Origin of the sequence: Pseudomonas sp. TCU-HL1 (assembly GCF_001708505.1) — a bacterium.
Lineage (GTDB): Bacteria > Pseudomonadota > Gammaproteobacteria > Pseudomonadales > Pseudomonadaceae > Metapseudomonas.
Genome location: NZ_CP015992.1, coordinates 6,158,054 through 6,184,205, shown reverse-complemented (window position 1 = coordinate 6,184,205; position 26,152 = coordinate 6,158,054). Strand labels below are relative to the sequence as shown.

The following is a 26,152-nucleotide window of genomic DNA, read 5'->3' as shown; positions in this document are numbered from 1 at the left end:
GCTCTCCCTTCCTTGCACGCGGATAAAGGATGGTTCAACTGGGCGGAAAAGCGGCTCATGTAGTATAACTACACGATCACTACAGCCCGGTTGCGTCGATCATAACCGAGTCGAGGCCCGTTGCATGACGGAAGAAACCGGCAAAACCCCCATTCCAGACAGAGCCTGCCCTGTGAACCTGCTGCAACATATCGCTCAGTCGCGGCACCTGCTGCGCAAGTCGGAACTGAAAGTCGCCGACCACGTCCTGCTCGATCCCGCTGCGGTCATGCACAGCTCCATGGCCGATCTGGCTCAGGGGGTCGGGGTCAGCGAACCCACCATCGTCCGCTTCTGCCGCGCCATCGGCTGTGGTGGCTTCCAGGACCTGAAGCTGAAACTGGCGCAGAGCCTGGCCGCCGGAGCCAGCTTCGGCCAGTTTGCGATCCATGAAGATGATTCGGTCGCAGACTTCAGCCTGAAGATATTCGACACCACCCTGCACACCCTGATGGAAGTCCGCGAGAAACTCGACCCCGAAGCCCTGCAGCGTGCCATCGGTGCCTGCGCCCAGGCCCAGCGGGTGGAGTTCTATGGCTTCGGCGCTTCCGGTGCGGTAGCCGCCGATGCCCAGCACAAATTCTTCCGCCTGCTGCTCACGGCGGCGGCCTATTCCGACCCGCACATGCAGGCGATGTCGGCGGTCACCCTTAAGCCCTCGGACGTGGCCATCTGCATTTCCCAGTCGGGCCGCTCCAAGGACCTGCTGATCACCGCCAACCTGGTGCGCGAGGCCGGCGCCACCCTGATTACCCTCTGCCCGAGCCAGACGCCATTGGCCGACCTGGCCACGGTGAACCTCGCCATCGACGTGCAGGAAGACACCGAAATCTACACCCCGCTCACCTCGCGCATCGCCCACCTGGTGGTGATCGACGTGCTCGCCATGGGCGTCGCCATGGCCCGTGGCCCGACCCTGGTCAACCACCTCAAGAGTGTGAAGCGAAGCCTGCGCAGCCTGCGCCTGTCGCCCAAATCGGTGAAGAGCGCCGAGGACTGAGTCAGAGGGTCCTGATCGAGGTGCGGATTGCGCGTGCGCACTCGATCACTGCCGGCGCCAGCCGACGTTCCGCGTCTTCCTGCGTCCAGCGGCTGGTGGGCGCCACCACGTGCACTGAGGCCACCGGCCGGCCCTGGCTGCCAAGAATCGGCGCGGCGATGGTCATGTCGCCCAGGAAGAGTTCCTCGTTGTTGATCGCATAGCCCTTGCGTCGGGTCGTCGCGATCTCGGCGAGGATTTCATCCGTTCCCGTGAGGGTGAATTGAGTCTGGCGCTTCAGCTCGCTGGCCTCCAGCGCCGCACGCACCTCGTCATCCCCCAGCGCGCTCAGGTAGGCCCGGCCCGAGCCGGTGCAGTACATGGGAATGCGGCTGCCGATCGGCATGTGGATGGGGATGAACTTGGGCGCGACGAAGCGCGCAACGTAGACCATTTCCAGGCCGTCGGGCTCAGTGAGGTTGGTGGTTTCCCCGGTGATCTGTGCCAGTTCGGCGAGGAATGGGTTGGCCACGTCCACCAAGGTGTCGGCGGCCAGATAGTTGTAGCCGATCTCCATTACCCGCGGAGTGAGCTGGAAGCGCTTGGTCTGCGAGTGCTTGCACACGTAGCCCAGGGCTTCGAGGGTGTGGATCATGCGCTGCGCCGAACTTTTGTTGATCCCCGCCGCTTCCGCCACTTCCGCCAGGTTCATGGTGCGCCGCTGGGCATTGAACGCGCGCAGCACTGCCAGGCCTTTTTCCAGTGACTGATTGAACAAGGCATTGTCGTTTTCGCTCACGGCCTGTCTCTCTTTGAGTGTTTTTATGCTTTGAATATCGATATACGATATTTATAAATCTCTTTACGATTTTTGTAAATTGTTTATATTCGGTCGAAAGCCTCCTGCCGATACCAACGAGGCAATCCATAGCGCACAACGACAACAAGCAGCGTCCAATGGGAGATCCGCCATGCATCCTCGCTTCCGTCTCTTCACCTGCGCCTGCGCCCTCGTGGCCGGCCTCACGGCATCCCTCGGCGCCAGTGCCGAAACCTTCAAGGTCGGCGCTACTGCTACCGGCGTTCCTTTCACGTTCCTCGACGTCAAGAGTCAGAGCATCCAGGGCATGATGGTCGACGCCGCCCAGGCGGTGGCCAAGGCCGGTGGCTTCGAGGTGGAAATCCAGCAGACTACCTTCGCTGCGCTGATTCCTTCGCTGACGGTGAAGAAGATCGACCTGATCTCCGCCGCCATGCTGCGCACCCCGGCGCGGGAGAAGGTGGTGCAGTACTCCGATCCGGTGTTCCGCTATGGCGAGGGCCTGATCGTCCGTGCGGACGACAGCACAGCCTATACCCGCATGGAAGACCTCCAGGGCGAGGTGGTGGGCGCCCAGGTGGGCACCGTGTTCATTGACGAACTGAACAAGCGCGGCATCTTCAAGGAAGTGCGTGGCTACGACTCCATCGCCGACCTGATGCGCGACCTGGCCCTGGGCCGAATCAAGGCTGGTTTCGCCGACCGCCCGATCCTTGCCTACCAGATGGCCCAGGGCTCCCACGACAAGGTACGTCTGGTGGACAGCTACCAGCCGGTGATCATGGGCGAGGTCTGCCTGATCCTGCGCAAGGGTGAGCCGACGACGCTGGAGCAGGTCAACAAGGGCATCGCCGCCATCAAGGCCGATGGCACCCTCGACCGCATCATCGAGAAGTGGAAGCTCAACTGAGCCCCGCGCGGCCCGTCCCGCGCGGCGGGCCTTCCCTGAACTCCTTCCTCGGGTATTCCCATGTTTTTCCAGAACGCCCTGGACTTCCTCCCCATTCTCCTGAAAGGGGCGGTGGTCACGCTGCAGGTCACGGCCGGGTCCTTCCTGCTCAGTTCACTGATCGGCCTGGTCTTTGCCCTGATGATGGTGTCGAAGGTTCGCACCATCTCGATGTTCGCCATCGGCCTGGTCAATATCATCCGCGGCCTGCCGATCATCGTGCAGCTCTTCTACATCTACTTCGTGCTGCCGGACTTCGGCATCCAACTGACAGCTTTGCAGGCAGGCGTCATCGGCCTGGGTATCGCCTACTCCGCCTATCAGGCGGAGAACTTCCGCGCCGGCATCCAGGCCATTCACCAGGGGCAGATCGAGGCGGCCGAATCCCTCGGCATGCGCGGCGCCATGGTAATGCGCCGGGTAGTGCTGCCGCAGGCCTTCCGCATCGCCCTGCCGCCCTATGGCAACACCCTGGTGATGATGCTCAAGGACTCGTCCCTGGTCTCCACCATCACGGTGGCGGAGATGACCCGCGCCGGCCAACTGATCGCTTCCTCCACCTTCGAGAACATGACCGTCTACACCCTGGTGGCTCTGCTCTACCTGGCGCTGAGCCTGCCGCTGTCTTTCGCACTGCGTCGCCTCGAGGCGCGGATCGGCATGAGGAAAAAGGCATGATCGAGATCAAGGGCGTTCACAAGAGCTTCGGCAGCCTCAATGTGCTTGAAGGCATCGATCTCGAAGTAAGGAGCGGGGAGGTGGTTTGCCTGATCGGTCCCTCCGGCTCCGGCAAGTCCACGCTGCTGCGCTGCATCAATGGCCTGGAGACCTATGACCGGGGCGATGTCCTGGTTTCCTCCGAGCGTGTCGATCGCCAGTCCAGGACCATTCACGAGATTCGCACCCAGGTGGCGATGGTGTTCCAGCGCTTCAACCTGTTTCCCCATCGCACGGCCCTTGAGAACGTCATGGAAGGGCCCGTCTACGTGAAGAAGGAAAACCCCCGCGCGGCCCGTGAACACGCAGGTGCCCTGCTGGAAAAGGTCGGCCTGTCGCATCGCATGGATGCTTACCCGGACGAACTTTCCGGTGGCCAGCAGCAGCGCGTGGCCATTGCCCGCGCCCTGGCCATGCGGCCCAGGGCGATTCTCTTCGACGAGCCCACCTCGGCCCTGGACCCCGAACTGGTGGGTGAGGTCCTAGCGGTGATGCGCCGACTGGCCGATGAGGGCATGACCATGGTGGTGGTCACCCACGAGATGGGGTTCGCCCGCGAGGTGGCCGACAAGGTCTGTTTCCTCTACGGCGGCAGGATTATCGAAGAAGGGACCTCCCATGACGTGCTGGGGGCGCCGAAGCAGCCGCGCACCCAGGAATTCCTCAAGCGCCTGCTGAACCACAGCGGGGTGCCTGCATGAATGCGCCGCAGCTGTCGCTGCCGGCTTCCCTCTGGGCGGCCACCGCGCCCGCCGGCCCGGCGACCCCGGCCCTGGCGGAGGACAAGCAGGTCGATGTCGCCATTGTCGGTGCCGGCTATACGGGGCTGTCGACAGCATTGCACCTGGCCGCCGGCGGTACGCGGGTTTGCGTGCTGGATGCCGGAGAGCCCGGCTGGGGCGCGTCCGGACGCAACGGCGGGCAGGTGATTCCCGGACTGAAGTACGACCCCGATGAGCTGCGCAAGCAGTTCGGCGGCGAGCGCGGCGACGCGCTGATCGAAGTGGTTGGCAACGCGGCGGACGAGGTGTTCGACCTGATCGGGCGGCATGGCATCGACTGCGACGCCAGCCGTAATGGCTGGGTCCAGCCAGCCGCCTCAAAGGCCGCGCTACGCGGCATCGAGCGTCGCGCCGAACAGTGGCGGCGGCAGGGCGTGGCGGTGGAGTTGCTGGACCAGGCCGCTGTCGCTAGGCGAATCGGCAGCTCCAACTACCTGGGGGCCTGGGTCGATCCCCGGGCGGGCAGCCTGCAACCCCTCAGCTATGCGCGCGGGCTGGCGCGCGTGGCCACGGCCCGGGGTGCCTGCATCCATGGGCACAGCCGGGTGACCGGCCTCGCACGCGAGGGTTCCGGCTGGTGCCTGACCACCGCCCAGGGCTTCAAGGCGCGCGCCGAGCGGGTGGTGCTGGCCACCGACGGCTACACCGACGATCTCTGGCCCGGCCTGCGCCAGACGGTGATCGCCGCCAACAGCTTCATCATCGCCACACGGCCCTTGTCGCCGGAGCTGCGCGAATCGATCCTGCCGGGGGGAGAGGTCTGTTCGGATGCGCGTCGCCTGCTGCTGTACTTCCGCAAGGATGCCCAGGGACGCCTGCTGCTCGGCGGGAGGGGGCCATTCGTCGAGCCGAGTCGCCAGGCTGATTGGGCGCTGTTGGAGCGCTCCCTGGGGAGCCTGTTCCCGCAGCTGGCGGGCGTACCCATCGAATATCGCTGGAGCGGCCGGGTGGCACTGACCCAGGACTTCCTGCCCCATGTGCATGAGCCGGCCCCGGGTGTCAGCATCCTGCTTGGCTACAACGGTCGGGGGGTGGCCCTTTCCACCGCCTTGGGACGACACCTTGCGGCGCGCTTGTCAGGGCGCGGCGAAGGGTTTCCCTTCCCGGTGACGCGCATCAGGCCGATTCCTTTCCATGGCCTGCAGCGCTTCTACCTGGGTGCGGGGATCGCCTGGTACAGGCTGCTGGACGCCCTGCTCTGAGGTTCGCGGCTGGCCGTTCAGGCCAGCCCCTGGCGGACTAGAAGCCGCTCTATAGCATCGATGAAAGGCCCGCTGCCCGGCCAACTGGTAATCCGCCCCAGCGGTCGGCCGTGGTACAGCGCAATGAAGGTCGGCACCCCGTGCAGGCCGAAGCGCACGGCCAGGGCCGGGTCTTCTTCCACTTCGTCGTGCAGCCAGCGCACCTGGGGCCATTGGCAGCGCGTCTGGGTGCGCAGCAAATCGTGCTTGGCCACGTCGCAGAGCGGGCAGTCGTCCTGCCAGAGGTAGAGCAGCACCAGCCGTTGGCGTTCGCTGGCCAGTACGTCATCGAGGATGCTGGCGCGCACCCGTTGGATCGGAAAGCGTTGGAAGAACTCGACGGCATTGCTCATGGCGTCCTCCAGCGACGTTGCCCGTTAACTGCTGAGCAAAGTCCCGCCGCGACGGTCTGTCCAGCTATCGCGCCGATAGCCTGAAACCTTCGCTTCACCCCAGATTCACCGAGCCTTCGCGAAAGCTTCACAGGTGCGGGCGATCCTGCGCCTACCAGCCTGCTTCCGAACCCCACCCAGGGAGAGATGCCATGCAACGCTTTCACGATGAATCCGCCCATCTGGACAGCAAGACCCGGCGCAAACTGGAGGACCAGCGGCGTATGCAGTTCCGTCGCGCCATCGAAGACCACTGCGAGCAACGCCGCCTGCAGATGGAATGTTCGGACTATCCCTACCCCGAATTGATTGCGGCTAACTACCTGTTGTCGTCAAAGGCAGCGCGCCGGAAAAGCGGTGGGAAAGTGCACTGATCTGTGCGCGTTCTTCGCGGATAAAGCCTAGAAACGCCTGGGCGACCGGCGACAGCCGCTTGCCCTTGGCGTGCACGGCGCACCAACTGCGGTACAGCGGCAATTCCTCTACCGGCAGCTCCCGAAGCAGCCCGGTCGCCAGCTCCAGGCTCACCGCGTGTCGCGGGATCAGGGCGATGCCGAGGTCGGCCACCACGCATTCCTTCTGCGCATCCAGCGAGGCCACTTCCATGGTCTGGGCGAAATGCGCGCGCTTCTGCTGGAAGTACTCCTCGCACGCCTTGCGGGTGCCCGAGCCGGCCTCGCGCACCAGCAGCGTGTAGAGCTCCAGATCCTTCAGAGTCAGCTTCGCGGCATTGCACAGCGGGTGGTGCGGCGGCGCCACGGCAACGATGGGGTTGTTCAGGAAGGGCAGGAATTCCAGGGCCATGTCCTGGGGCACCAGGGACATGATCACCAGGTCGTCGCGGTTGTCCGAAAGGCGCTTGATCACCTGGGCCCGGTTGGTCACCACCAGATGCAGGCTAACGTCCGGGTGATGCTCGCGGAAGGCTGCGAACAGGTGTGGCACGAAGTACTTGGCGCTCGACTCCACCGCCAGGTTCAGCTGGCCCTGCAGCGAACCCTGCAAGTCAGAGAGCTGCATGTCGAGGCTGGCCAGGCGCTGGAAGATGTCGCTGCTGGCGCGCATCAGCGCTTCGGCGGCGTCGGTCACGTAGAGCTTCTTGCCGACGTACTCGAACAGCGGCTGGCCCACCAGCTCCTCGAGCTGGCGAATCTGCAGACTGACAGCCGGTTGGGTCAGTGCCATTTCTTCGGCCGCGCGGCTGTAGGAGCGGCTTTCGAACACGGCTCGGAACACCTGGAGCTGGCGCAGGGTCATGCGCAGCAGGGTCTTGCGCATCGATTTTGATCTCGTGGGATGAGGGCGGGTGGCTGACTATAAGCCGATCCTAATGGATACCCCAATAATTATTGATTGGGGTTATTCCCGCCCGCGGCGTAGGGTAATGACGCGACCGCTTCACGATCAGCGGTCACTCAACGACCGGCCCAGCCGTTCGCCTGTTCACTTGGTCGAGGGAAAACTCGTGATCAAGAAAATCCTGATCGCCAACCGTGGTGAGATCGCTGTCCGCATCGTGCGCGCTTGCGCCGAAATGGGCATCCGCTCGGTGGCTATCTACTCCGATGCCGACCGGCACGCCCTGCACGTCAAGCGTGCCGACGAAGCCCACAGCATCGGTGACGACCCGCTGGCCGGGTACCTGAACCCGCGCAAGTTGGTGAACCTGGCGGTCGAGACCGGCTGCGACGCCCTGCACCCGGGCTACGGTTTCCTCTCCGAAAACGCCGAGCTGGCGGACATCTGCGCCGAGCGCGGGATCAAGTTCATCGGCCCGAGCGCCGAAGTGATCCGCCGCATGGGTGACAAGACCGAAGCCCGCCGCAGCATGATCAAGGCCGGCGTGCCGGTCACCCCCGGCACCGAAGGCAACGTCGCCGACCTCGACGAGGCCCTGCGCGAGGCCGAGCGCATTGGCTACCCGGTGATGCTCAAGGCCACGTCCGGTGGTGGTGGTCGCGGTATCCGCCGCTGCAACAGCCGCGAGGAGCTGGAACAGGCCTACCCGCGCGTGATTTCCGAAGCCACCAAGGCCTTTGGCTCGGCAGAAGTCTTCCTCGAGAAGTGCATCGTCAACCCGAAGCACATCGAAGCGCAGATCCTGGCCGACTCCTTCGGCAACACCGTGCACCTGTTCGAGCGCGACTGCTCCATCCAGCGCCGCAACCAGAAGCTCATCGAAATCGCACCGAGCCCGCAGCTCACCCCCGAGCAGCGCGCCTACATCGGTGACCTTTCCGTGCGCGCGGCCAAGGCCGTGGGCTACGAGAACGCCGGCACCGTGGAGTTCCTGCTCGCCGAGGGCGAGGTGTACTTCATGGAGATGAACACCCGCGTGCAGGTGGAACACACCATCACCGAGGAAATCACCGGCATCGACATCGTCCGCGAGCAGATCCGCATCGCCTCGGGCCTGGAACTGTCGGTCAAGCAGGACGACATCATTCACCGTGGCTTCGCCCTGCAGTTCCGGATCAATGCCGAGGACCCGAAGAACAACTTCCTGCCGTCCTTCGGCAAGATCACCCGCTACTACGCCCCCGGCGGCCCCGGCGTGCGCACCGACACGGCGATCTACACCGGCTACACCATTCCGCCGTATTACGACTCCATGTGCCTGAAGCTGATCGTCTGGGCACTGACCTGGGAAGAGGCGCTGGACCGCGGCCTGCGCGCCCTTGATGACATGCGCGTGCAAGGTGTGCGGACCACCGCGCCCTACTACCAGGAAATCCTGCGCAATCCCGAGTTCCGCAGCGCCGAGTTCAACACCAGCTTCGTCGAGAGCCATCCGGAGCTGACCCAGTACTCGATCAAGCGCAACCCGTCGCACCTGGCCATCGCCATCGCCACCGCCATCGCCGCCCACGCCGGCCTGTAGGGGAAGGATTCAGAACATGAGCAAGAAGATTTCGATCACCGATACCATCCTGCGCGATGCGCACCAGTCCCTGCTGGCCACCCGCATGCGCACCGAAGACATGCTTCCAATCTGCGACAAGCTCGACAAGGTCGGCTACTGGTCGCTGGAAGTCTGGGGCGGCGCCACCTTCGACGCCTGCGTGCGCTTCCTCAAGGAAGACCCGTGGGAGCGCCTGCGCAAGCTTAAGGCCGCCCTGCCTAACACCCGCCTGCAGATGCTCCTGCGCGGCCAGAACCTGCTGGGCTACCGCCACTACAGCGACGACGTGGTACGCGCCTTCGTCGCCAAGGCGGCGGTCAACGGCATCGACGTGTTCCGCATCTTCGACGCGATGAACGACGTGCGTAACCTGCGCGTGTCCATCGAAGCGGTGAAGGCTGCCGGCAAGCACGCCCAGGGCACAATCTGCTACACCACCAGTCCGGTGCACACCATCGACGCCTTCGTGAACCAGGCTAAGACCATGGCCGCCATGGGCGTGGACTCCATCGCCATCAAGGACATGGCCGGCCTGCTCACCCCTTACGCCACTGGCGAGCTGGTGAAAGCCCTGAAGGACGCCCTGCCGCTGGAAGTGGTGGTGCACTCGCACGACACCGCCGGCGTGGCCAGCATGTGCCAGCTGAAGGCTGTGGAGAACGGCGCCGACCGCATCGACACTGCCATCTCCAGCATGGCCTGGGGCACCAGCCACCCGGGCACCGAGTCCATGGTCGCGGCCCTGCGCAACACCCCCTATGACACTGGCCTGGATCTGGAACTGATCCAGGAAATCGGCATGTACTTCCACGCCGTGCGCAAGAAGTACCACCAGTTCGAAAGCGAATTCACCGGCGTGGATACCCGTGTGCAGGTCAACCAGGTGCCGGGCGGCATGATCTCCAACCTGGCCAACCAGCTGAAGGAGCAGGGCGCGCTCAACCGCATGGCCGAAGTGCTGGAAGAAATCCCGCGCGTGCGTGCCGACCTCGGCTTCCCGCCCCTGGTGACCCCGACCTCGCAGATCGTCGGTACCCAGGCCTTCTTCAACGTGCTGGCCGGCGAGCGCTACAAGACCATCACCAACGAAGTGAAGCTCTACCTGCAGGGCCGCTACGGCAAGGCGCCGGGCGAGATCAACGAGCAGCTGCGCCGTCAGGCCATCGGCAACGAAGAAGTCATCGACGTGCGCCCGGCCGACCTGATCAAGCCCGAGCTGGACAAGCTGCGCGCCGACATCGGCAGCCTGGCCAAGTCCGAAGAGGACGTGCTGACCTTCGCCATGTTCCCGGACATCGGCCGCAAGTTCCTCGAAGAGCGTGCCGCCGGCACCCTCAAGCCCGAGGAGCTGCTGCCCATCCCGAACGGCCAGGGCGCGGCCCCGGTCGGTGGTGAAGGCGTGCCGACCGAGTTCGTGGTTGACGTGCATGGCGAGAGCTACCGCATCGACATCACCGGCGTTGGCGTGAAGAGCGACGGCAAGCGTCACTTCTACCTCGCCATCGACGGCATGCCGGAAGAGGTGGTGTTCGAGCCGCTGAACGAGTTCATCGGCGGCGCCGGCAACAAGCGCAAGAGCGCCAGCGCGCCGGGCGACGTCAGCACCACCATGCCGGGCAACATCGTCGACGTGCTGGTTAAGGAAGGCGACGTGGTCAAGGCTGGTCAGGCTGTGTTGATCACCGAGGCGATGAAGATGGAAACCGAGGTCCAGGCCCCCATCGCCGGCACCGTCAAGGCTATCCACGTGGCCAAGGGCGACCGCGTCAATCCGGGCGAGGTCCTGATCGAAATCGCCTGATTGCTCTGAAGAGAGTCCCCGTAGGGAGCCGCAAGGCTCCCTTTTTTATGACTGCGAGGTTAGCCCAGGGCACTGCACCTGTGGGGGCGAATTCATTCGCCAAGCAGGCCGAAGGCCTGCCCTTCGGACTCTCAAGGGGGCAGCTTCGCCGCCCTTGGCGAATGAATTCGCCCCCACAAGGAAGCGCGCGGGTAGCGCTCAGTCCACCATCTCTCCGCACAGGTCCACGGCGAACCACTGCTCCACCTCTTCCTGGCGCAAGCCGGCGCCGAGCAGGGCGAACAGCTTGCCCAGTGCCGCCTCGCGGGTCATGCCGCCGGCGGATACCAGGCCGGTGGCGAGCAGCTGGCTGCCAGCGGCGTAGACCCCCGCCTGCATGTGGCCGGCCGGGCACTGGCTGATGGCGACCAGCACCACGCCACGCTGGTGGGCGGCGCGCAGCACGTCGAGCAGGGCCTTGTCATCCGACGGGCCGGTCCCGCTGCCGTAGCACTCCAGCAGCAGCCCTTGCACGCCGCTACCCAGCAGCGCCTCCACATGGCTGGCTGCAAGGCCGGGGAACAGGGGCAGCACCGCGAGGTTCACCGGTTTGCGCGGGGTCCGGTAATCGAGGCCTGCCGGAATCAGCCCGGCGCGCTCGCCCTCCCGTGGGCGCGGCAGCACGGCGAAGGCGTCGAAGGCCTCCGAGCGCAGCTTGCTGGCACGGGCGCCGTGTAGCAGTTCGCCGTTGAAGAAGAGGTGCACGCCCGGGGCGACGCCCGCTTGCAGTGAGCGGACGGCGCCGAGCAAGTTGGGCCAGGCATCGCTGCCTTCGCTGCCGGCCGGCAGCATGGCGCCGGTCAGCACCACCGGCACTGGCAGGCCGAGCATCAGGAAGGCGAGGGCCGCCGCGCTGTAGGCCAGGGTATCGGTGCCATGCAGCAGCAGCACGCCGTCGTGGCCGCGCACCGCCTCGACTATCGCATCGCGCATGGCCAGCCAATTGGCCTGGCGCATGTTGGCGCTGTCGATCAGCGGCAGCAGTTCTTGAAAGTGCCAATCCAGCGCCATTCCCTGGTCGTCCAGCTGCTCGCGCATGCGCACCTCGAAGCCGCTGGCCGGGGCCAGGCCTTCGGGAGTCTGCAGCATGCCGATGGTGCCGCCGGTGTAGAGCACGAAAAGGTTCTTCACAGCATTCATGGGTGTGGATAACTCGGAAAGCAAAGGTGCAGATACGACAGTGCCGCTCCCCGTGTCAGCGGAGGAGCGGCACCAGGTATCACCGGAACGCGCGATCAGCGGTGGCTTTGCGCCAGTCCGTGGCCGAGGTCAGTGGCGGGCAGGTCAATCGCCGGATTGGCCGGCCAGGCGTCGCGGTCCAGGTCCAGGTCGGCGAACTTGGCGGAGTCGAACACGGGCTGCTTGATGCCGGCCTCGCGCTGCTCGTCGTAGTCGCGCATTACCCGCAGGCCGACCTTGATCAGCATGGCCAAGGCCATCAGGTTGACGAAGGCCAGGCAAGTCATGGTGATGTCGGCGAAGGCGAACACGGTGCCCAGGTTCTGCATCGAACCCCAGCAGATCAGCGCCAGCACCAGGCCACGGTAGGTCAGCAGGGCGACGCGGCTGCGGCCGGCCAGGAACTGCAGGGCGTTCTCGCCAAGGTAGTAGTTGTAGAGGATGCAGGTGAAGACGAAGAGGCTCAGCGCAACGCTGATGAACACGCGGCCCCACTCACCGACCACGGCGGCCAGGGAGTTCTGGGTCAGCACGATGCCATCGCCTTCGAAGCCCGGCGTGTAGAAGCCGGACAGGAGGATCAGCAGCGCGGTGCAGGTGCAGATCACGAAGGTGTCGAGGAACACGCTGAACGCCTGCACCACACCCTGGGAGGCCGGGTGCTTCACGGCGGCCACGGCGGCGACGTTCGGCGCACTGCCCAGGCCCGCTTCGTTTGCGAACACGCCGCGCTTCACACCCATCACGATGGCGCTGCCCAGCAGGCCGGCGAAGGCCGGCTCAAGGCCGAAGGCGCTCTTCACGATGGTCACCAGCATGTCAGGCACCAGTTCGATCTGGGACACGATCACGTAGCAGGTGACCGCGATGTAGGCCAGGGTCTTCACCGGCACCAGCAGGTCGGACACCGATGCGATGCGCTTGATGCCGCCGATGAACACCAGGCCGAGGAGCACGGCCAGGCCGACGCCGGTGTACTGCACGGGCAGGCCGAAGGCGTTCTCCAGCGAGTGAGTCACGGTGAAGGACTGCAGACCGTTGAAGGCGAAACCGTAGGTCACCAGCAGCAGGACCGCGAAGGTCACCGCCATCCAGCGCAGTTTCAGGCCGTGCTGGATGTAGTAGGACGGGCCGCCACGGTACAGGCCGTCGCCATCGGCGCGCTTATAGACCTGGGCCAGGGTGCACTCGAAGAAGCTGCTGGACATGCCAACCAGGGCGGTCACCCACATCCAGAACACGGCACCAGGGCCGCCGAGGGTCACGGCGAGGCCCACACCGGCGATGTTGCCGGCGCCGACTCGGCCGGCAAGGCTCAGCATCAGGGCCTGGAAGGAACTCAGCTGGCCAGCCTGGCCACGGATGGATTCCTTGAACACGCTGAACATGTGGCGGAAATGGCGGAACTGGACGAAGCGGGAGCGGAGGGTGAAATAGGTGCCAAGCCCAACGATGAGCACGATGAGCACTTTCCCCGAGAGGAAATCGTTGATCACTTCAAGCATGAGTGAGACCTCGATTCTTATTGTTCGCGTGATGGACAAACGGCTTCGAGCGGGCACGCCTCGGCCGTGGCGCGCAGGGTGGGGGAACGCGACGTAGATAACAATTTCGCGGGTTGCACCGATATGACGCGAGTTGGCGCTATAATCGCGCCACTCGCATCAGGGCAGGCCAGTGACATGGCGGACTATCTCGGCAATAACCTCAAGCTGCTTTGTGGCCATTACCGCTCCATTGCGGAGGTTTGCCGCAAGCTGGGGATCAATCGCGCCCAGTTCAACAAGTACCTCAACGGCCAGAGCCGGCCGACCCCCTACAACCTCAAGCGCATCTGCGATTTCTTCGGCGTGGAGGATTACGAACTGGGTCTGCCACCGGAGCAGTTCTCCCGCCTGCTGGGCACCCGTCCGGTCGGCCAGGAAGGGGAAGGGCGCTCCGATCCGTTGCTGGAACTGCTCGCCCCGTTACGTGAGCAGTCGGGCAACCTGTCGCGCTACTGCGGCTTCTACTTCGAGTACTCCAACTGCATGTCGGTGCCTGGCACTGTCCTGCTGTCCCTCGTGCGCCTGTGGGAAGACGACGGCAACTTCCTCTTCGAGCGCCAGGAACGCCAGGAGCGCTCCAGCAGCACCAACGTGGAGGCTGAGGATTGGGTGCGTTGTTGCTACCGGGGCGCGGCCTTCCAGTTGCAGGATCGGCTGTTCCTGATGGACTACGAATCGCTCACCCTCAATGAGATGAGCCAGACCATCCTCATCCCCAGCTACAAGAGCCGCATCACCCGCCTCAACGGCTTGAAGACCGGCGTCTCCAGCGGCGACCGGCGCAACCCCGCCTGTACCCGCGTGGTCTGGGAATACCTGGGCCCGGAGATCAACCGCGTCGCCGCCTACCGTCAGGTGAAGCTCTACCGCCCCGACGACCCGCGCATCGACGACGACGTGCGCCAGCGGCTGGATGTGGCGCCGCTCAAGAATGGCCTGTTCGAGATCGAGTGAAGATAGAGGTAAGGTGCGCCGTGCGCACTGGAGTCGCTTTTGTAGATACCGTCTTGTTTTTTACTTCGCAATAGCCAGTTTGGGATCAAACGGCTCGCCTGATTTAAGCACGCCATAAGCGATGCATAGCAGCTTGCGCATGGCTGCGCAGACGATCTGTTTGCCGGCCTTACCGGCGCTGCGCATGCGCTCGGCCAGCGCGCGGATAGCTGGGTTGTAGGTCAGGGATACGACGGCTGGCAGATAGAGTCCTGCGCGCAACCTGGCAGAGCCCATCCGCGAGATACGAACATGGCCCTTGAGCGTGCCTGAGTCTTGCAACTTCGGGTTCAGTCCTGCAAAGGCGGTGACCGCTCGACTGTCCTCAAAGCGCTGGATATCGCCAAGCTCGGCCAGCAAGAGTCCCGCGGTTCGGTCTGCAATGCCATCGATGCTCTTGAGCAGGTTCCGTTGCCCCTTGAGATCATCGTTGTCGTCGAAGTGTTTTTCGATCGCCGCCAGCGTGTCCTGGATCTGTTGGCGGATGTGCTTGAGCATCGACTGAATCAATTCAATAGCTTTGTCATCATGCGTCACATCCAGACGGTTTTGCTCCATCTGCTCCAGCTCCTGAAGATCTTTCAGGCGGTGCGTAAGTGCTCTGAGGCGGCGAATCTTCGGCTTTTCAGGCTCCCAGGCACGCAGCTTGTCCTGATGCCTGCGGCCGTACTCTGCAATCATCTTGGCATCGACCTTGTCGGTCTTCACGCGCTGCAACTGGCTACTGGCGTAACGCGCCGTCTGGCTAGGGTTTAGCACGCAGACCTTGTAACCCCGTTCGTACAGCCATTGGGCAAGGGCCTCGTGGTAAATACCTGTCGCTTCCATCACGACCCAGGCCTGCGGCTCTGCGTACTTGCTCAACCACTGCTGCAAAACTTCGAAGCCGCCCTGGTCATTGCCCAGCTTGGCCTTGGTGCGGTACTTGCCGTTGGCTTGCAAGGTGGCGATATCGAATGTGTGCTTGGCAATATCAATGCCGACAACAACTCCCATCATGTCCTCCTGTGAAGGGCTGATCGTCACTGCATCCGTCCTACCTTGTTGATGCGAGCTCAAAGCTCTGGATACCGTTCGGACTTACTGGATGAGTGCGGAGGAGCGCAGCGCAATCTACGTTACAAGCTCGAGGCTTTAGGGTGGACACGGCTTGCGGTTCCTCCCCCGATGATCAGTCGGGGACTATCGCCTCTGAGGAGGCTCAAGTCGAGATACAAGGGTGGACAACGCTCCACCGGTCCACCATCGGGGTTCGGCTGGACTGCGCTGGTGGATGGAAGAGCGCCATCCACCCTTGGACTGTAGGAGCGACGTCAGTCGCGAAAGGACCGCGTAGCGGTCCCCCAGACTCACCTCCGGCAATCCTCCAGCCGCCGCTTCTGCCGCCCCTCTCCATCGAAGTTATCCACAGCCAGCCAGCGCTCGAAGGCCTCGCGGCACTTCGGCCATTCGCCGTCGATGATGGAGAACCACGCGGTGTCGCGGTTCTGGCCCTTGACGATCATGTGCTGGCGGAACATCCCCTCGTAGCTGAAACCCAGCCGCTCAGCGGCGCGCATGGAGCGGGCGTTGGCGGCGTTGCATTTCCATTCCAGGCGGCGGTAGCCGAGTTCGTCGAAGGCGTGCCGGGCCAGCAGCCAGACCGCTTCGGTGGAGCCCGGCGTGCGTTGCATGGCCTTGCCGAAGGCGATGTGGCCGATCTCGATACAGCCGTCTTTCGGGGTGATGCGCAGATAACTGAGGATGCCGAGCGCGCGGCCGCTGGCGAGGTCGATCACCGTGTAGAACAGTGGGTCGCGGCTCTCGGCATTGCCGGCCAGCCAGACATCGAAAGGCTCGCGGCTGGCGAAGGGGCCGTAGGGCAGGTAATCCCACAGTGCCGGGTCGGGCCCTTGCAGGACTTCCCAGAGATCATCGCAGTGGCGCCCAGTATCCAGCGCTTCCAGGCGCACGAATCGGCCCGGCAGCGGGGCCTGGGTGGGGGCAGGGCGGGGTTGCCAGTGACTCAGGTCGTGTTGGCTCATGGCGCTCTCCGGTCAGAGGATCTTGCGGTACTGGACGAAGCCGGAACGGTCGGCGATGCGCTCATAGAGCTGCATGGCGTCGGTGTTGGTTTCATGGGTCAGCCAGTGCACCCGCGAAGCGCCTGCAGCCCGTGCCTCGGCGTAGACGTGTTCGATCAGCAGGCGGCCGATGCCGCCGCCGCGCAGGCCTTCGGCTACGTAAAGGTCCTGCAGGTAGCAGTAGTCGCCCACCGTCCAGCAACTGCGGTGGTAGATGAAATGCACCATGCCCACGGCCTTGCCGTCCTGCCAGGCCAGGGCCGCGTGCATCGGCTCGACCGGGTCGAGGAAGCGCTGCCAGGTGACGGCGGTGGTCTCAGTGGCGATCTCGGTCTTGTAGAAGCGCTGATAGCCCTGCCAGAGCGGCAGCCAGGCGGCGTGGTCGGCGGCGCTGACCGGGCGTATTTCAAGCGATGCGGCGGACATGGGTTCCTTCCTTGCTGGGGTCAGTCGATAAGGGACATGCGCGCGGCCAGTTCGCGGTCGCGCGGGTTGGCCGAGGCGTTCAGGCCCTTGCGTACGCCAGCCTGATCGGCGGCCGGGCGGTTCTGGCCGAGTTTCCATTTGCCCTCCAGGCGGCGGATCGGCAGGGCGAAGCCGACGATGGCGCGGAGCATGCTGTCGAGGTACTCGCGGGGCGCCTCCGTTACTGACCAGGGCTGCTGGCGGCCGCTCTCGTGGCGGTCGCTGAGACGGCTGACCAGCTGCAGCAGACGCTCGGGATCATCGAACACCTCGGCCTGGCCCCAGGCATGCACGGCGATGTAGTTCCAGGTGGGCACCACCTTGCCGTGCTCGGCCTTGGCCGGGTACCAGCTGGGCGTGACGTAGGCATCCGGGCCGGAGAACACCACCAGCGCTTCGGCACCCTCGGCCAGGTCGCGCCAGTGCGGATTGGCGCGCGCGAAGTGGCCGTAAAGCGTGCCGAATTCTCCGTCGCCCGGCTCCAGCAGCAGGGGCAGATGGCTGGCTTGCAAGCCCTTGCTGCCCGCACTGGTGAGCACCGCGAGGCCAGTGGCTTGCATCTGGGCATGGAGTTGGGTGAGGTCTTCCTGGCGGAAGGCGGTGGGGACGTACATGGAGGCTTCTCCTGGCGGAATGGCTTCATGCTAGGCAGGATATTGGCCTGTTGTAAGATCCATTTCCTGTCAGTTCGATAGGTCCAATAAAAGGCCAATCATGTCAGCCACACCACGTCTTCCCGTCGACCTTTCCGGCATCCGCCTGGACCCGCAACAGGGGCTGTCGCGCCAGCTTTACCAGGCCCTGCGCGAGCGCATCCTCGATGGCCGGCTGGGTAGCCGTACGCGCTTGCCGGCCACCCGCGACCTGGCGGCGCTACTGGGCATTTCGCGCAATACCGTGACCCGCGCCTTCGACCAGCTCTACGCCGAAGGCTACGTGGAAGGACGGGTGGGCGACGGCACTTACGTGGCAGAGTTATCCACAGCGCGGCCTGAGTCTCAGCCCGCGCCCGCCGGCCCCGAGGCGGGTCCGGCACTGGCGCGATTGCAGAACCACCATCTGCCGCTGCCGGTGACCGGCGCACCACGGGCGTTCCGCATCGGTGTCCCGGCGTTTGACCTGTTCCCTTTTGAAACCTGGGCGCGATTGCACGCGAGGTTCTGGCGCAAGCCGTCGCCCGCACGGCTTGGCTATGGCGACCCGGCCGGGGATTGGGCCCTGCGCGAACTGGTGGCCGCCTACCTGCGCAGCAGTCGCGGACTGGCCTGCGATCCGGCACAGGTGGTGATCACCTGTGGTGCCCAGCAAGCCATCAGCCTCTGTGCCCAGTTGCTGGTGCAGCCCGGTGACCGCGTGGTTGTGGAAAACCCCGGCTACCGCGCTGCCGGCCATGCCTTCGCCGTGGCCGGGGCTGAGCTGTGTGGCGTGCCTGTGGATAACGACGGCCTGGACAGCGCCGCACTGGCCGCTGTGGAAGATTGCCGGCTGGTCTATGTCACCCCTTCGCACCAGTACCCCACCGGCGTGACCCTGTCCCTGGCGCGGCGCCTGGAGCTGCTTGAGTGGGCCGAGCGCCGCGATGGCTGGATAGTCGAAGACGACTACGACGGCGAATACCGCTACAGCGGAACCCCGCTGGCGCCCCTGGCCTCGCTGGACCGGCAGGGGCGGGTGATCTACGTCGGCACCTTCTGCAAGATCGCCTTCCCCGCGCTGCGCCTGGGCTACCTGGTGCTGCCGCCGGCCCTGGCGGAGGCCTTCGCCCAGCGCCGGGCCCTGGATATGCGCCATTCGGAAGTCGGTACCCAGGCGGTGATGGCTGAGTTCATTGCTGCCGGCCATTTCCAGCGCCACGTGCGGCGCATGCGCCAGGCCGCCCGTGCCCGCCGCGATGCCCTGTTGCGCGACTGGCCGGACACGATTCCCGGCTGCGCGCCCATGCCCTCGGTGGAGGCCGGGCTGCACCTGTGCATCAGGGTCGACAGCCTGGCCCGCGAGCGGGAACTGCTGGCCGCCGCTCGTGGCGCAGGCGTGGAAATGAACGGGCTCAGCGAATACTGGCTGGAAAACAGTTCCGAGCCTGTGGATAACAGAGCGGGGCTGGTGCTGGGCTTCGCCGCCGTGCCGGAAGCGCAGATCGCCGAGGCGATCCACACCTTGCAGCGAGCGTGGCATTTGTAGGGTGCGCCATGCGCACCAGGCAATGCATGGGATTGGTAATGAGGCTTGGTTTGGGATTGGAATCGGTGCGCGCGGCGCACCCTACGACCCGTTGCTGATTGCCACTCAGGTGCCGGCGAGCGTGGCATTTGTAGGGTGCGCCATGCGCACCAGGCAATGCGTGGGATTGGCAATGAGGCCTGGTTTGGGATTGGAATCGGTGCGCGCTGTCCACCCTTGTATCTCGACTTGAGCCTCCTCAGAGGCGATAGTCCCCGACTGATCATCGGGGGAGGAACCGCAAGCCGTGTCCACCCTAAAGCCTCGAGCTTGTAACGTAGATTGCGCTGCGCTCCTCCGCACTCATCCAGTAAGTCCGAACGGTATCCAGAGCTTTGAGCTCGCATCAACAAGGTAGGACGGATGCAGTGACGATCAGCCCTTCACAGGAGGACATGATGGGAGTTGTTGTCGGCATTGATATTGCCAAGCACACATTCGATATCGCCACCTTGCAAGCCAACGGCAAGTACCGCACCAAGGCCAAGCTGGGCAATGACCAGGGCGGCTTCGAAGTTTTGCAGCAGTGGTTGAGCAAGTACGCAGAGCCGCAGGCCTGGGTCGTGATGGAAGCGACAGGTATTTACCACGAGGCCCTTGCCCAATGGCTGTACGAACGGGGTTACAAGGTCTGCGTGCTAAACCCTAGCCAGACGGCGCGTTACGCCAGTAGCCAGTTGCAGCGCGTGAAGACCGACAAGGTCGATGCCAAGATGATTGCAGAGTACGGCCGCAGGCATCAGGACAAGCTGCGTGCCTGGGAGCCTGAAAAGCCGAAGATTCGCCGCCTCAGAGCACTTACGCACCGCCTGAAAGATCTTCAGGAGCTGGAGCAGATGGAGCAAAACCGTCTGGATGTGACGCATGATGACAAAGCTATTGAATTGATTCAGTCGATGCTCAAGCACATCCGCCAACAGATCCAGGACACGCTGGCGGCGATCGAAAAACACTTCGACGACAACGATGATCTCAAGGGGCAACGGAACCTGCTCAAGAGCATCGATGGCATTGCAGACCGAACCGCGGGACTCTTGCTGGCCGAGCTTGGCGATATCCAGCGCTTTGAGGACAGTCGAGCGGTCACCGCCTTTGCAGGACTGAACCCGAAGTTGCAAGACTCAGGCACGCTCAAGGGCCATGTTCGTATCTCGCGGATGGGCTCTGCCAGGTTGCGCGCAGGACTCTATCTGCCAGCCGTCGTATCCCTGACCTACAACCCAGCTATCCGCGCGCTGGCCGAGCGCATGCGCAGCGCCGGTAAGGCCGGCAAACAGATCGTCTGCGCAGCCATGCGCAAGCTGCTATGCATCGCTTATGGCGTGCTTAAATCAGGCGAGCCGTTTGATCCCAAACTGGCTATTGCGAAGTAAAAAACAAGACGGTATCTACGGCGCGGCGGCACTTTTCCACAGACAAAAAAAAGGATGGCTTGCGCCATCCTTGAAGGATGAAGGGGCGAGGCCCCTCCTAGTGAGTTCGTTTGCCTGATCAGGCCTTCAGCGGCACGAGGCGCGGGGCGATCATGTTTTCCGGGCGGAGGATGTCGGCCAGCATGGACTCGTCCAGCAGCTTCTCCTCACGCACCAGTTCCAGCACGCCGCGGCCACTTTCCAGGGCCTGCTTGGCGATGCGGGTGGCGTTCTCGTAACCGATGTACGGGTTCAGCGCGGTGATCAGGCCGATGGAGTTCTCCATCAGGCGGCGGCAGTGTTCTTCGTTGGCGGTGATACCGACGATGCAATGCTCGCGCAGCATGTCCATGGCGCGCTGGAGCAGGCGGATCGAGTCGAAGATCTTGTAGGCGATCAGCGGCTCCATCACGTTTAGCTGCAGTTGGCCGCCTTCGGCTGCCAGGGTCAGGGCCAGGTCGTTACCGATGACTTCGAAGGCTACCTGGTTGACGGCTTCCGGGATCACCGGGTTGACCTTGCCCGGCATGATCGAGCTGCCCGGCTGGCGCGGCGGCAGGTTGATCTCGTTGATGGCGGTACGCGGACCGCTGGAGAGCAGGCGAAGGTCGTTGCAGATCTTCGACAGCTTGACCGCGGTGCGCTTGAGCATGCCGGAGAACAGCACGAAGGCGCCCATGTCGGACGTGGCTTCGATCAGGTCGGCGGCCGGTACCACCGGATGGCCGCTGATGGCTGCCAGGCGCTCGACGGCCAGCTTCTGGTAGCGCGGGTCGGCGTTGATGCCGGTGCCGATGGCGGTACCGCCCAGGTTCACTTCGGTCAGCAGCTCGGGCGCCAGGCGGCGCAGGCGGTCGAGGTCTTCGCCCAGGGTGGTGGCGAAGGCCTTGAACTCCTGGCCCAGGGTCATGGGCACCGCGTCCTGCAGCTGGGTGCGGCCCATTTTCAGTACGTGGGCGAAGGCTTCACCCTTGGCGGCGAAGGCCTGGATCAGGCTGTCGAGGCTGGCCAGCAGGGCGTCGTGGCCGAGCAGCAGGCCAAGGCGGATCGCGGTCGGGTAGGCGTCGTTGGTGGACTGCGCCATGTTCACATCGTTGTTCGGGTGCAGGTACTTGTACTCACCCTTGGCCTTGCCCATGGCTTCCAGGCCGATGTTGGCGATCACCTCGTTGGCGTTCATGTTGGTCGAGGTACCGGCGCCACCCTGGATCATGTCCACCACGAACTGGTCGTGGAAGTCACCACGGATCAGGCGAGCGCAGGCTTCGCTGATGGCGGCGTGCTTGTCGGCCGGCAGGTGGCCGAGTTCCTTGTTCGCATCGGCAGCGGCCTGCTTGACCATGGCCAGGGCGACGACCAGCTTCGGGTAGTGCGACAGCGGCACGCCGGACAGGCGGAAGTTATGAACCGCGCGCAGGGTCTGGATGCCGTAGTAGGCCTCGGAGGAAACTTCGAGGGTGCCGAGCAGGTCTTTTTCGATGCGGAAGGATGCAGCGGAGGACATGATGTCATTCATCTCTGAAGGAGCACGGCTAGCGCCGCGATGCCTAATAATCTAGGCCTGCAGCCATTCGTCCGGCCAATGCTGTTATTCGCTGGGTCATGCACAATCGGCATAATGCACGAGTGACGCGGGTTGGTCTGCGGACGTGTGCACCAAAATCGAGCATGTTGGAAATCACTGATGAACCTGGAAACCAAATGGCTGGAGGACTTCGTCGCCCTGGCCAATACCCGCAGTTTTTCCCAGGCCGCCGAGCGGCGTTTCGTCACCCAGCCGGCCTTCAGCCGGCGTATCCGTAGCCTGGAGGCGGCATTGGGGCTGACCCTGGTAAATCGCTCGCGTACGCCCATCGAGCTGACCGAGTCCGGGCAACTGTTTCTGGTCACCGCGCGCAGCATGGTGGAGCAACTGGGGGACGTGGTGCGCCACCTGCACCACCTGGAGGGCCAGCAGGGCGAGGTGCTGCAATTTGCCGCCGCGCACTCCCTGGCGCTGGGTTTCTTCCCGCAGTGGATTGCGCGGCTGCGGGCCGACGGCTTGAACATTGCCAGTCGCCTCATCGCCACCAACGTCGGTGAGGCCGTGCATTCCCTGCGCGAGGGCGGGTGCGACCTGATCCTGGCCTTCTACGATCCGGATGCGGCGTTGCAGATGGACCCGGAAATCTTCCCGTCGATGCACCTGGGACGTACCGAGATGCTGCCGGTGTGCGCGGTGGACGCCAGCGGCAAGCCGCTCTTCGAGCTGGACAGCGGCCAGAGCGTGCCGCTGCTGGCCTACAGCGCCGGCGCCTTTCTCGGCCGTTCGGTGAACATCCTCCTGCGCCAGCGTGCGTTGCGTTCGACCACGGTGTACGAAACCGCCATGGCCGACAGCCTGAAGAGCATGGCGCTGCAAGGGTTGGGCGTGGCCTGGGTGCCGCGTTTCAGCGCCCAGGCCGAACTGGCGCGTGGTGACCTGGTGGTCTGTGGCGGCAGTCAGTGGCACGTGCCGCTGGAAATCCGCCTGTACCGCTGCGCCCTGGTGCGCAAGGCGGCGATCCGCCTGCTCTGGCGCAAGCTGGAAGCCGGGGTGGGCGGCGAAGGCTGAGCGCCGCCCGGTAGTTCAGTTGTATTCGATGGCGTAGGTCAGCGAGGCGTTGGCCACTCCGCTCGAAATGTCATTGGTCGTCTTCTGGTACTGGGCATTGCCGGTGTAGGTGTACACCTCAAAATTTCCTTCGCCATGTTGTTTCGGAATGGGTTGTATGTAGTTGCGGCCAAACCTGAGGTCCGAATTGTCCTGGTTCTTCAAGCGCAGTGCGACCCCTTTGGCAGTGCCCGGCAATTGATCAAGGCTGAGGAATCCGGGCGATGTGAAGTCGCCCAGAAAGTACATGCGCACGCTCCCGGCGCCCGAGCCTGTGTGGCCGACGCAATTCACGTCGATCGTGAAAGTCTTGATGGGTGCATTACCCTGGCGAAGGGTATCCGGGCTCACGTTACCCATGCTGACAGTTTTCTGCTGCAGGGCTGGCTCACAGCTTACAAGTTGATGTTGACCCACCGGTGTACAAGGGGCCCAGGATGGAGAGGCAGCCACTATGATTGTGGTGGCCTTCACGCCGATGCATAAGCTGTTCGTTATTTTCTCATTGGGTACCAATACCGAACTGCTGTAGGGCACCCAAAAGCCTCTCTTGCTCAGCTTCGTCAGTAGGGAACCCATGGTATCGCTCGATCTGTGCTGGATTGCCCAGCCGCTCGCGCTGAGAACTATTCCCTCGATATCAAGAGGGGTGCGAAGTGCGCCGAATTCAATCGCGCAGGGAGCTTCCTTCCACGCAGCTATGTCACACCAGCTTCGTACATCATGGTCGAACTCTGTCCAGTTCTTTACGGTGAAGTAATATCTGACTCCGCCGGGCTCAGGTTCTGCGCGGTCTACCGTTATCTCCACGGCGTTGGCGGACCAGAAGAATAACCCTGCACAAACCAGAATCGTTCCTGCGATAATTCGCAAAAGTAAGTCGCTGCCTGTTCTATTTTTTCTGTCCCCTGTCTTTCGCATGTTCATTCTTTACCTCTGGATTATTGCCAAAAGTTCAGCGCCTATTGCTTTGAGCGGCAAACTTCAGTCGGGCGATAATTCTGGTCGAGGCGTTATGTTGTTTCAGTAGTCTGGAGCCTGTTTATCCGATGAGTTAATTCCGGGCTGAATGTAGGCCGTTTCTTCCTTTTCGTAATTTATCTTTTGACCTGCACTAAACCAGCGGGCGGCCAATGCCGCTCGCTGTTCCTTTCTGCGCCGCTACCCGACGCGGGCCTTGCTCTGGAGCAAGGTTTTGCCCCGTCCCGCCAAGCCGCGCCGGGCTCTGGACGAGCAGTAAGGCCAAATGCACGCCGGGCGCGGCTTTGCGTTATACTGCGCGGCCTTCGGCCGGCAGCGCGCCCCGCAGCTCGGCCCCCATTGCATAACAAGCCACGCCATTGCGTGGCTTGTTGGTTTTTCGACCATTACGAGGCACGACGATGAGCGCACTGGTAGGCGTGATCATGGGCTCCAAATCCGATTGGAGCACCCTCAGCCACACCACCGAGATGCTGGACAAGCTGGGCATCCCCTATGAAGTGCAGGTGGTATCCGCCCACCGCACGCCGGACCTGCTGTTCCAGTACGCCGAAGAGGCCGAAGGCCGTGGCATTGAGGTGATCATCGCCGGTGCCGGCGGTGCCGCCCACCTGCCGGGCATGTGCGCCGCCAAGACCCACCTGCCGGTGCTGGGTGTGCCGGTGCAGTCGTCCATGCTCTCGGGCGTCGACTCCCTGCTGTCCATCGTGCAGATGCCGGCTGGCATCCCGGTCGCCACCCTGGCTATCGGCAAGGCCGGCGCGATCAACGCAGCCCTGCTGGCCGCCAGCATCCTCGGTGGCAAGTACCCGAAATACCATGTCGCGCTGAAGGATTTCCGCCGCGAGCAGACCGACATGGTCCTGGACAACCCGGACCCGCGTGAGGCCTGAGTCATGAAGATCGGCGTAATCGGTGGCGGCCAGTTGGGCCGCATGATGGCCCTGGCGGGCACCCCGCTGGGCATGAACTTCGCCTTCCTTGACCCCGCGCCAGATGCCTGCGCCCAGGCCCTCGGCGAGCACATCCGTGCCGACTACGGCGACCAGGACCATCTGCGCCAACTGGCCGATGAAGTGGACCTGGTGACCTTCGAGTTCGAGAGCGTGCCGGCCGAGACCGTGGCCTTCCTCTCGCAGTTCGTGCCGGTGTACCCGAGCGCGGAGGCCCTGCGCATCGCCCGCGATCGCTGGTTCGAAAAGTCGATGTTCAAGGATCTTGGCATCCCCACCCCGGATTTCGCCGACATCCAGTCCCAGGCCGACCTCGATGCCGCCGCTGTCAGCATTGGCCTGCCGGCGGTGCTCAAGACCCGCACCCTGGGTTACGACGGCAAGGGTCAGAAGGTCCTGCGCAAGCCCGAGGACGTGACCGGCGCCTTCGCCGAACTGGGCAGCGTGCCCTGCATCCTCGAAGGCTTCGTGCCTTTCACCGGCGAAGTGTCCCTGGTGGCGGTGCGTGCCCGTGATGGTGAAACCCGCTTCTACCCGTTGGTGCACAACACCCACGACAACGGCATCCTGCGCCTGTCCATCGCCAGCACGGAGCATCCACTGCAAGCCCTGGCCGAGGACTACGTCGGCCGCGTGCTGACCAAGCTGGACTACGTCGGCGTGCTGGCCTTCGAGTTCTTCGAAGTGGATGGCGGCCTGAAGGCCAACGAGATCGCCCCGCGCGTGCACAACTCCGGCCACTGGACCATCGAAGGCGCCGAGTGCAGCCAGTTCGAGAACCACCTGCGCGCCGTTGCCGGCCTGCCGCTGGGCTCCACCGCCAAGGTCGGCGAGAGCGCCATGCTCAACTTCATTGGCGAAGTGCCGGCTGTGGATAAGGTGATTTCCATTGCCGACTGCCACCTGCACCATTACGGCAAGGCCTTCAAGGCCGGCCGCAAGGTGGGCCACGCCACCCTGCGCTGCGCTGACCGCGCCACCCTCGATCGTCAGATCGCGGCGGTGGAAGCGCTGATCGCCGAGTCCTGACCCTCCCGCTACCGCCC

Annotated in this window: 25 protein-coding genes; 14 read left to right on the top strand and 11 right to left on the bottom strand. The window is 63.8% G+C overall.

Features of this window, described 5'->3' with window-relative positions; all coding sequences use genetic code 11:
• The first annotated feature begins 172 nt into the window (after positions 1 to 172).
• Positions 173 to 1,039 carry a transcriptional regulator HexR gene (gene hexR, locus THL1_RS28230; RefSeq protein WP_069086321.1) on the top strand — a complete coding sequence of 289 codons (867 nt, stop codon included), beginning with the start codon at positions 173 to 175 and terminating at the stop codon, positions 1,037 to 1,039.
• Between the two features lies 1 nt (position 1,040).
• On the opposite strand, the gene THL1_RS28225 is transcribed toward hexR, so the two are convergent.
• Positions 1,041 to 1,817, bottom strand: coding sequence for an IclR family transcriptional regulator (locus THL1_RS28225; RefSeq protein ID WP_069086320.1), 777 nt, complete (start codon positions 1,815 to 1,817; stop codon positions 1,041 to 1,043).
• 172 nt (positions 1,818 to 1,989) lie between these two features.
• Here THL1_RS28225 and THL1_RS28220 point away from each other — a divergent pair, with 172 nt between their 5' ends.
• From THL1_RS28220 to THL1_RS28205, 4 genes are read left to right on the top strand one after another with little or no spacing between them, the layout of a single operon-like run.
• Entirely contained in the window at positions 1,990 to 2,748 is a 759-nt protein-coding gene (locus THL1_RS28220; protein ID WP_069086319.1) for an ABC transporter substrate-binding protein, read from the top strand.
• A 60-nt stretch (positions 2,749 to 2,808) separates the two neighbouring features.
• On the top strand, positions 2,809 to 3,465 hold the full coding sequence (locus tag THL1_RS28215) for an amino acid ABC transporter permease (protein ID WP_069086318.1): 657 nt from the start codon (positions 2,809 to 2,811) through the stop codon (positions 3,463 to 3,465).
• Entirely contained in the window at positions 3,462 to 4,205 is a 744-nt protein-coding gene (locus THL1_RS28210; RefSeq protein WP_069086317.1) for an amino acid ABC transporter ATP-binding protein, read from the top strand. Before THL1_RS28215 ends, THL1_RS28210 begins: the two co-directional genes overlap by 4 nt.
• The gene (locus tag THL1_RS28205; RefSeq protein ID WP_069086316.1) at positions 4,202 to 5,488 is read left to right on the top strand and encodes an NAD(P)/FAD-dependent oxidoreductase; all 1,287 of its coding nucleotides are present in this window, start codon (positions 4,202 to 4,204) and stop codon (positions 5,486 to 5,488) included. The genes THL1_RS28210 and THL1_RS28205 overlap by 4 nt, the downstream gene beginning before the upstream one ends.
• 17 nt (positions 5,489 to 5,505) lie before the next feature.
• On the opposite strand, the gene THL1_RS28200 is transcribed toward THL1_RS28205, so the two are convergent.
• Positions 5,506 to 5,880 (bottom strand): thioredoxin family protein, encoded by a 375-nt coding sequence (locus THL1_RS28200; RefSeq protein ID WP_069086315.1) that lies wholly within the window; start codon positions 5,878 to 5,880, stop codon positions 5,506 to 5,508.
• 191 nt (positions 5,881 to 6,071) lie between these two features.
• On the opposite strand from THL1_RS28200, the gene THL1_RS29390 reads away from it, so the two are divergent.
• A complete protein-coding gene (locus THL1_RS29390; protein WP_083246032.1) occupies positions 6,072 to 6,293 on the top strand; it encodes a PA3496 family putative envelope integrity protein in 222 nt (73 codons plus the stop codon).
• On the opposite strand, the gene THL1_RS28195 is transcribed toward THL1_RS29390, so the two are convergent.
• Positions 6,235 to 7,182, bottom strand: a complete 948-nt coding sequence (locus THL1_RS28195) for a LysR family transcriptional regulator (RefSeq protein ID WP_162493756.1) — start codon at positions 7,180 to 7,182, stop codon at positions 6,235 to 6,237. The genes THL1_RS29390 and THL1_RS28195 overlap by 59 nt on opposite strands.
• A 202-nt stretch (positions 7,183 to 7,384) precedes the next feature.
• On the opposite strand from THL1_RS28195, the gene THL1_RS28190 reads away from it, so the two are divergent.
• Both THL1_RS28190 and oadA read left to right on the top strand, forming a co-directional pair.
• A complete protein-coding gene (locus THL1_RS28190) occupies positions 7,385 to 8,800 on the top strand; it encodes an acetyl-CoA carboxylase biotin carboxylase subunit (protein WP_069086313.1) in 1,416 nt (471 codons plus the stop codon).
• Positions 8,801 to 8,816: 16 nt separating this feature from the next.
• Positions 8,817 to 10,622, top strand: coding sequence for a sodium-extruding oxaloacetate decarboxylase subunit alpha (gene oadA, locus THL1_RS28185; protein ID WP_069086312.1), 1,806 nt, complete (start codon positions 8,817 to 8,819; stop codon positions 10,620 to 10,622).
• A 198-nt stretch (positions 10,623 to 10,820) separates the two neighbouring features.
• On the opposite strand, the gene THL1_RS28180 is transcribed toward oadA, so the two are convergent.
• Both THL1_RS28180 and THL1_RS28175 read right to left on the bottom strand, forming a co-directional pair.
• Positions 10,821 to 11,801 (bottom strand): asparaginase, encoded by a 981-nt coding sequence (locus THL1_RS28180; RefSeq protein ID WP_069086311.1) that lies wholly within the window; start codon positions 11,799 to 11,801, stop codon positions 10,821 to 10,823.
• A 95-nt stretch (positions 11,802 to 11,896) separates the two neighbouring features.
• Positions 11,897 to 13,345 carry an alanine/glycine:cation symporter family protein gene (locus THL1_RS28175; RefSeq protein WP_069086310.1) on the bottom strand — a complete coding sequence of 483 codons (1,449 nt, stop codon included), beginning with the start codon at positions 13,343 to 13,345 and terminating at the stop codon, positions 11,897 to 11,899.
• A gap of 177 nt (positions 13,346 to 13,522) precedes the next feature.
• Here THL1_RS28175 and THL1_RS28170 point away from each other — a divergent pair, with 177 nt between their 5' ends.
• The gene (locus THL1_RS28170) at positions 13,523 to 14,341 is read left to right on the top strand and encodes a helix-turn-helix domain-containing protein (protein ID WP_069086309.1); all 819 of its coding nucleotides are present in this window, start codon (positions 13,523 to 13,525) and stop codon (positions 14,339 to 14,341) included.
• Between the two features lie 60 nt (positions 14,342 to 14,401).
• Here THL1_RS28170 and THL1_RS28165 read toward each other — a convergent pair whose 3' ends face one another.
• The 4 genes from THL1_RS28165 to THL1_RS28150 form a co-directional block, all read right to left on the bottom strand.
• Positions 14,402 to 15,406: an IS110 family transposase gene (locus THL1_RS28165; protein ID WP_237234721.1), complete on the bottom strand. Its 1,005-nt coding sequence runs from the start codon at positions 15,404 to 15,406 to the stop codon at positions 14,402 to 14,404.
• A gap of 323 nt (positions 15,407 to 15,729) precedes the next feature.
• Positions 15,730 to 16,404 (bottom strand): GNAT family N-acetyltransferase, encoded by a 675-nt coding sequence (locus THL1_RS28160; RefSeq protein ID WP_069086308.1) that lies wholly within the window; start codon positions 16,402 to 16,404, stop codon positions 15,730 to 15,732.
• Positions 16,405 to 16,416: 12 nt separating this feature from the next.
• Positions 16,417 to 16,869: a GNAT family N-acetyltransferase gene (locus tag THL1_RS28155; protein WP_069086307.1), complete on the bottom strand. Its 453-nt coding sequence runs from the start codon at positions 16,867 to 16,869 to the stop codon at positions 16,417 to 16,419.
• A gap of 20 nt (positions 16,870 to 16,889) precedes the next feature.
• Positions 16,890 to 17,522 (bottom strand): FMN-binding negative transcriptional regulator, encoded by a 633-nt coding sequence (locus THL1_RS28150; RefSeq protein ID WP_069086306.1) that lies wholly within the window; start codon positions 17,520 to 17,522, stop codon positions 16,890 to 16,892.
• Between the two features lie 100 nt (positions 17,523 to 17,622).
• Here THL1_RS28150 and THL1_RS28145 point away from each other — a divergent pair, with 100 nt between their 5' ends.
• Together THL1_RS28145 and THL1_RS28140 are read left to right on the top strand one after the other, a co-directional pair.
• Positions 17,623 to 19,089, top strand: a complete 1,467-nt coding sequence (locus tag THL1_RS28145) for a PLP-dependent aminotransferase family protein (protein WP_069086305.1) — start codon at positions 17,623 to 17,625, stop codon at positions 19,087 to 19,089.
• A 407-nt stretch (positions 19,090 to 19,496) separates the two neighbouring features.
• Positions 19,497 to 20,501: an IS110 family transposase gene (locus THL1_RS28140; protein WP_237234721.1), complete on the top strand. Its 1,005-nt coding sequence runs from the start codon at positions 19,497 to 19,499 to the stop codon at positions 20,499 to 20,501.
• A 118-nt stretch (positions 20,502 to 20,619) separates the two neighbouring features.
• On the opposite strand, the gene THL1_RS28135 is transcribed toward THL1_RS28140, so the two are convergent.
• Entirely contained in the window at positions 20,620 to 22,044 is a 1,425-nt protein-coding gene (locus tag THL1_RS28135) for an aspartate ammonia-lyase (RefSeq protein ID WP_069086304.1), read from the bottom strand.
• 180 nt (positions 22,045 to 22,224) lie between these two features.
• Between THL1_RS28135 and THL1_RS28130 the strand changes: the two genes are divergently transcribed.
• A complete protein-coding gene (locus THL1_RS28130; protein WP_069086303.1) occupies positions 22,225 to 23,133 on the top strand; it encodes a LysR substrate-binding domain-containing protein in 909 nt (302 codons plus the stop codon).
• A 15-nt stretch (positions 23,134 to 23,148) separates the two neighbouring features.
• Here THL1_RS28130 and THL1_RS28125 read toward each other — a convergent pair whose 3' ends face one another.
• A complete protein-coding gene (locus THL1_RS28125) occupies positions 23,149 to 24,099 on the bottom strand; it encodes a fimbrial protein (protein ID WP_145928406.1) in 951 nt (316 codons plus the stop codon).
• 455 nt (positions 24,100 to 24,554) lie between these two features.
• On the opposite strand from THL1_RS28125, the gene purE reads away from it, so the two are divergent.
• Positions 24,555 to 25,046: a 5-(carboxyamino)imidazole ribonucleotide mutase gene (gene purE, locus THL1_RS28120; protein WP_069086301.1), complete on the top strand. Its 492-nt coding sequence runs from the start codon at positions 24,555 to 24,557 to the stop codon at positions 25,044 to 25,046.
• Between the two features lie 3 nt (positions 25,047 to 25,049).
• The gene (locus THL1_RS28115) at positions 25,050 to 26,135 is read left to right on the top strand and encodes a 5-(carboxyamino)imidazole ribonucleotide synthase (RefSeq protein ID WP_069086300.1); all 1,086 of its coding nucleotides are present in this window, start codon (positions 25,050 to 25,052) and stop codon (positions 26,133 to 26,135) included.
• Positions 26,136 to 26,152 lie beyond the last annotated feature (17 nt).

What these genes read in the sequence shown, in the direction of transcription:
- THL1_RS28115 (WP_069086300.1), top strand. Translation starts at nt 25,050, where the DNA reads ATGAAGATCGGCGTAATCGGTGGCGGCCAGTTGGGCCGCATGATGGCC.
- THL1_RS28150 (WP_069086306.1), bottom strand. Translation starts at nt 17,522, where the DNA reads ATGTACGTCCCCACCGCCTTCCGCCAGGAAGACCTCACCCAACTCCAT.
- THL1_RS28135 (WP_069086304.1), bottom strand. Translation starts at nt 22,044, where the DNA reads ATGTCCTCCGCTGCATCCTTCCGCATCGAAAAAGACCTGCTCGGCACC.
- THL1_RS28210 (WP_069086317.1), top strand. Translation starts at nt 3,462, where the DNA reads ATGATCGAGATCAAGGGCGTTCACAAGAGCTTCGGCAGCCTCAATGTG.
- THL1_RS28205 (WP_069086316.1), top strand. Translation starts at nt 4,202, where the DNA reads ATGAATGCGCCGCAGCTGTCGCTGCCGGCTTCCCTCTGGGCGGCCACC.
- THL1_RS28145 (WP_069086305.1), top strand. Translation starts at nt 17,623, where the DNA reads ATGTCAGCCACACCACGTCTTCCCGTCGACCTTTCCGGCATCCGCCTG.
- THL1_RS28170 (WP_069086309.1), top strand. Translation starts at nt 13,523, where the DNA reads ATGGCGGACTATCTCGGCAATAACCTCAAGCTGCTTTGTGGCCATTAC.
- THL1_RS28220 (WP_069086319.1), top strand. Translation starts at nt 1,990, where the DNA reads ATGCATCCTCGCTTCCGTCTCTTCACCTGCGCCTGCGCCCTCGTGGCC.
- purE (WP_069086301.1), top strand. Translation starts at nt 24,555, where the DNA reads ATGAGCGCACTGGTAGGCGTGATCATGGGCTCCAAATCCGATTGGAGC.
- THL1_RS28175 (WP_069086310.1), bottom strand. Translation starts at nt 13,345, where the DNA reads ATGCTTGAAGTGATCAACGATTTCCTCTCGGGGAAAGTGCTCATCGTG.
- THL1_RS28125 (WP_145928406.1), bottom strand. Translation starts at nt 24,099, where the DNA reads ATGAACATGCGAAAGACAGGGGACAGAAAAAATAGAACAGGCAGCGAC.
- THL1_RS29390 (WP_083246032.1), top strand. Translation starts at nt 6,072, where the DNA reads ATGCAACGCTTTCACGATGAATCCGCCCATCTGGACAGCAAGACCCGG.
- THL1_RS28155 (WP_069086307.1), bottom strand. Translation starts at nt 16,869, where the DNA reads ATGTCCGCCGCATCGCTTGAAATACGCCCGGTCAGCGCCGCCGACCAC.
- THL1_RS28160 (WP_069086308.1), bottom strand. Translation starts at nt 16,404, where the DNA reads ATGAGCCAACACGACCTGAGTCACTGGCAACCCCGCCCTGCCCCCACC.
- THL1_RS28130 (WP_069086303.1), top strand. Translation starts at nt 22,225, where the DNA reads ATGAACCTGGAAACCAAATGGCTGGAGGACTTCGTCGCCCTGGCCAAT.
- THL1_RS28215 (WP_069086318.1), top strand. Translation starts at nt 2,809, where the DNA reads ATGTTTTTCCAGAACGCCCTGGACTTCCTCCCCATTCTCCTGAAAGGG.
- THL1_RS28180 (WP_069086311.1), bottom strand. Translation starts at nt 11,801, where the DNA reads ATGAATGCTGTGAAGAACCTTTTCGTGCTCTACACCGGCGGCACCATC.
- oadA (WP_069086312.1), top strand. Translation starts at nt 8,817, where the DNA reads ATGAGCAAGAAGATTTCGATCACCGATACCATCCTGCGCGATGCGCAC.
- THL1_RS28200 (WP_069086315.1), bottom strand. Translation starts at nt 5,880, where the DNA reads ATGAGCAATGCCGTCGAGTTCTTCCAACGCTTTCCGATCCAACGGGTG.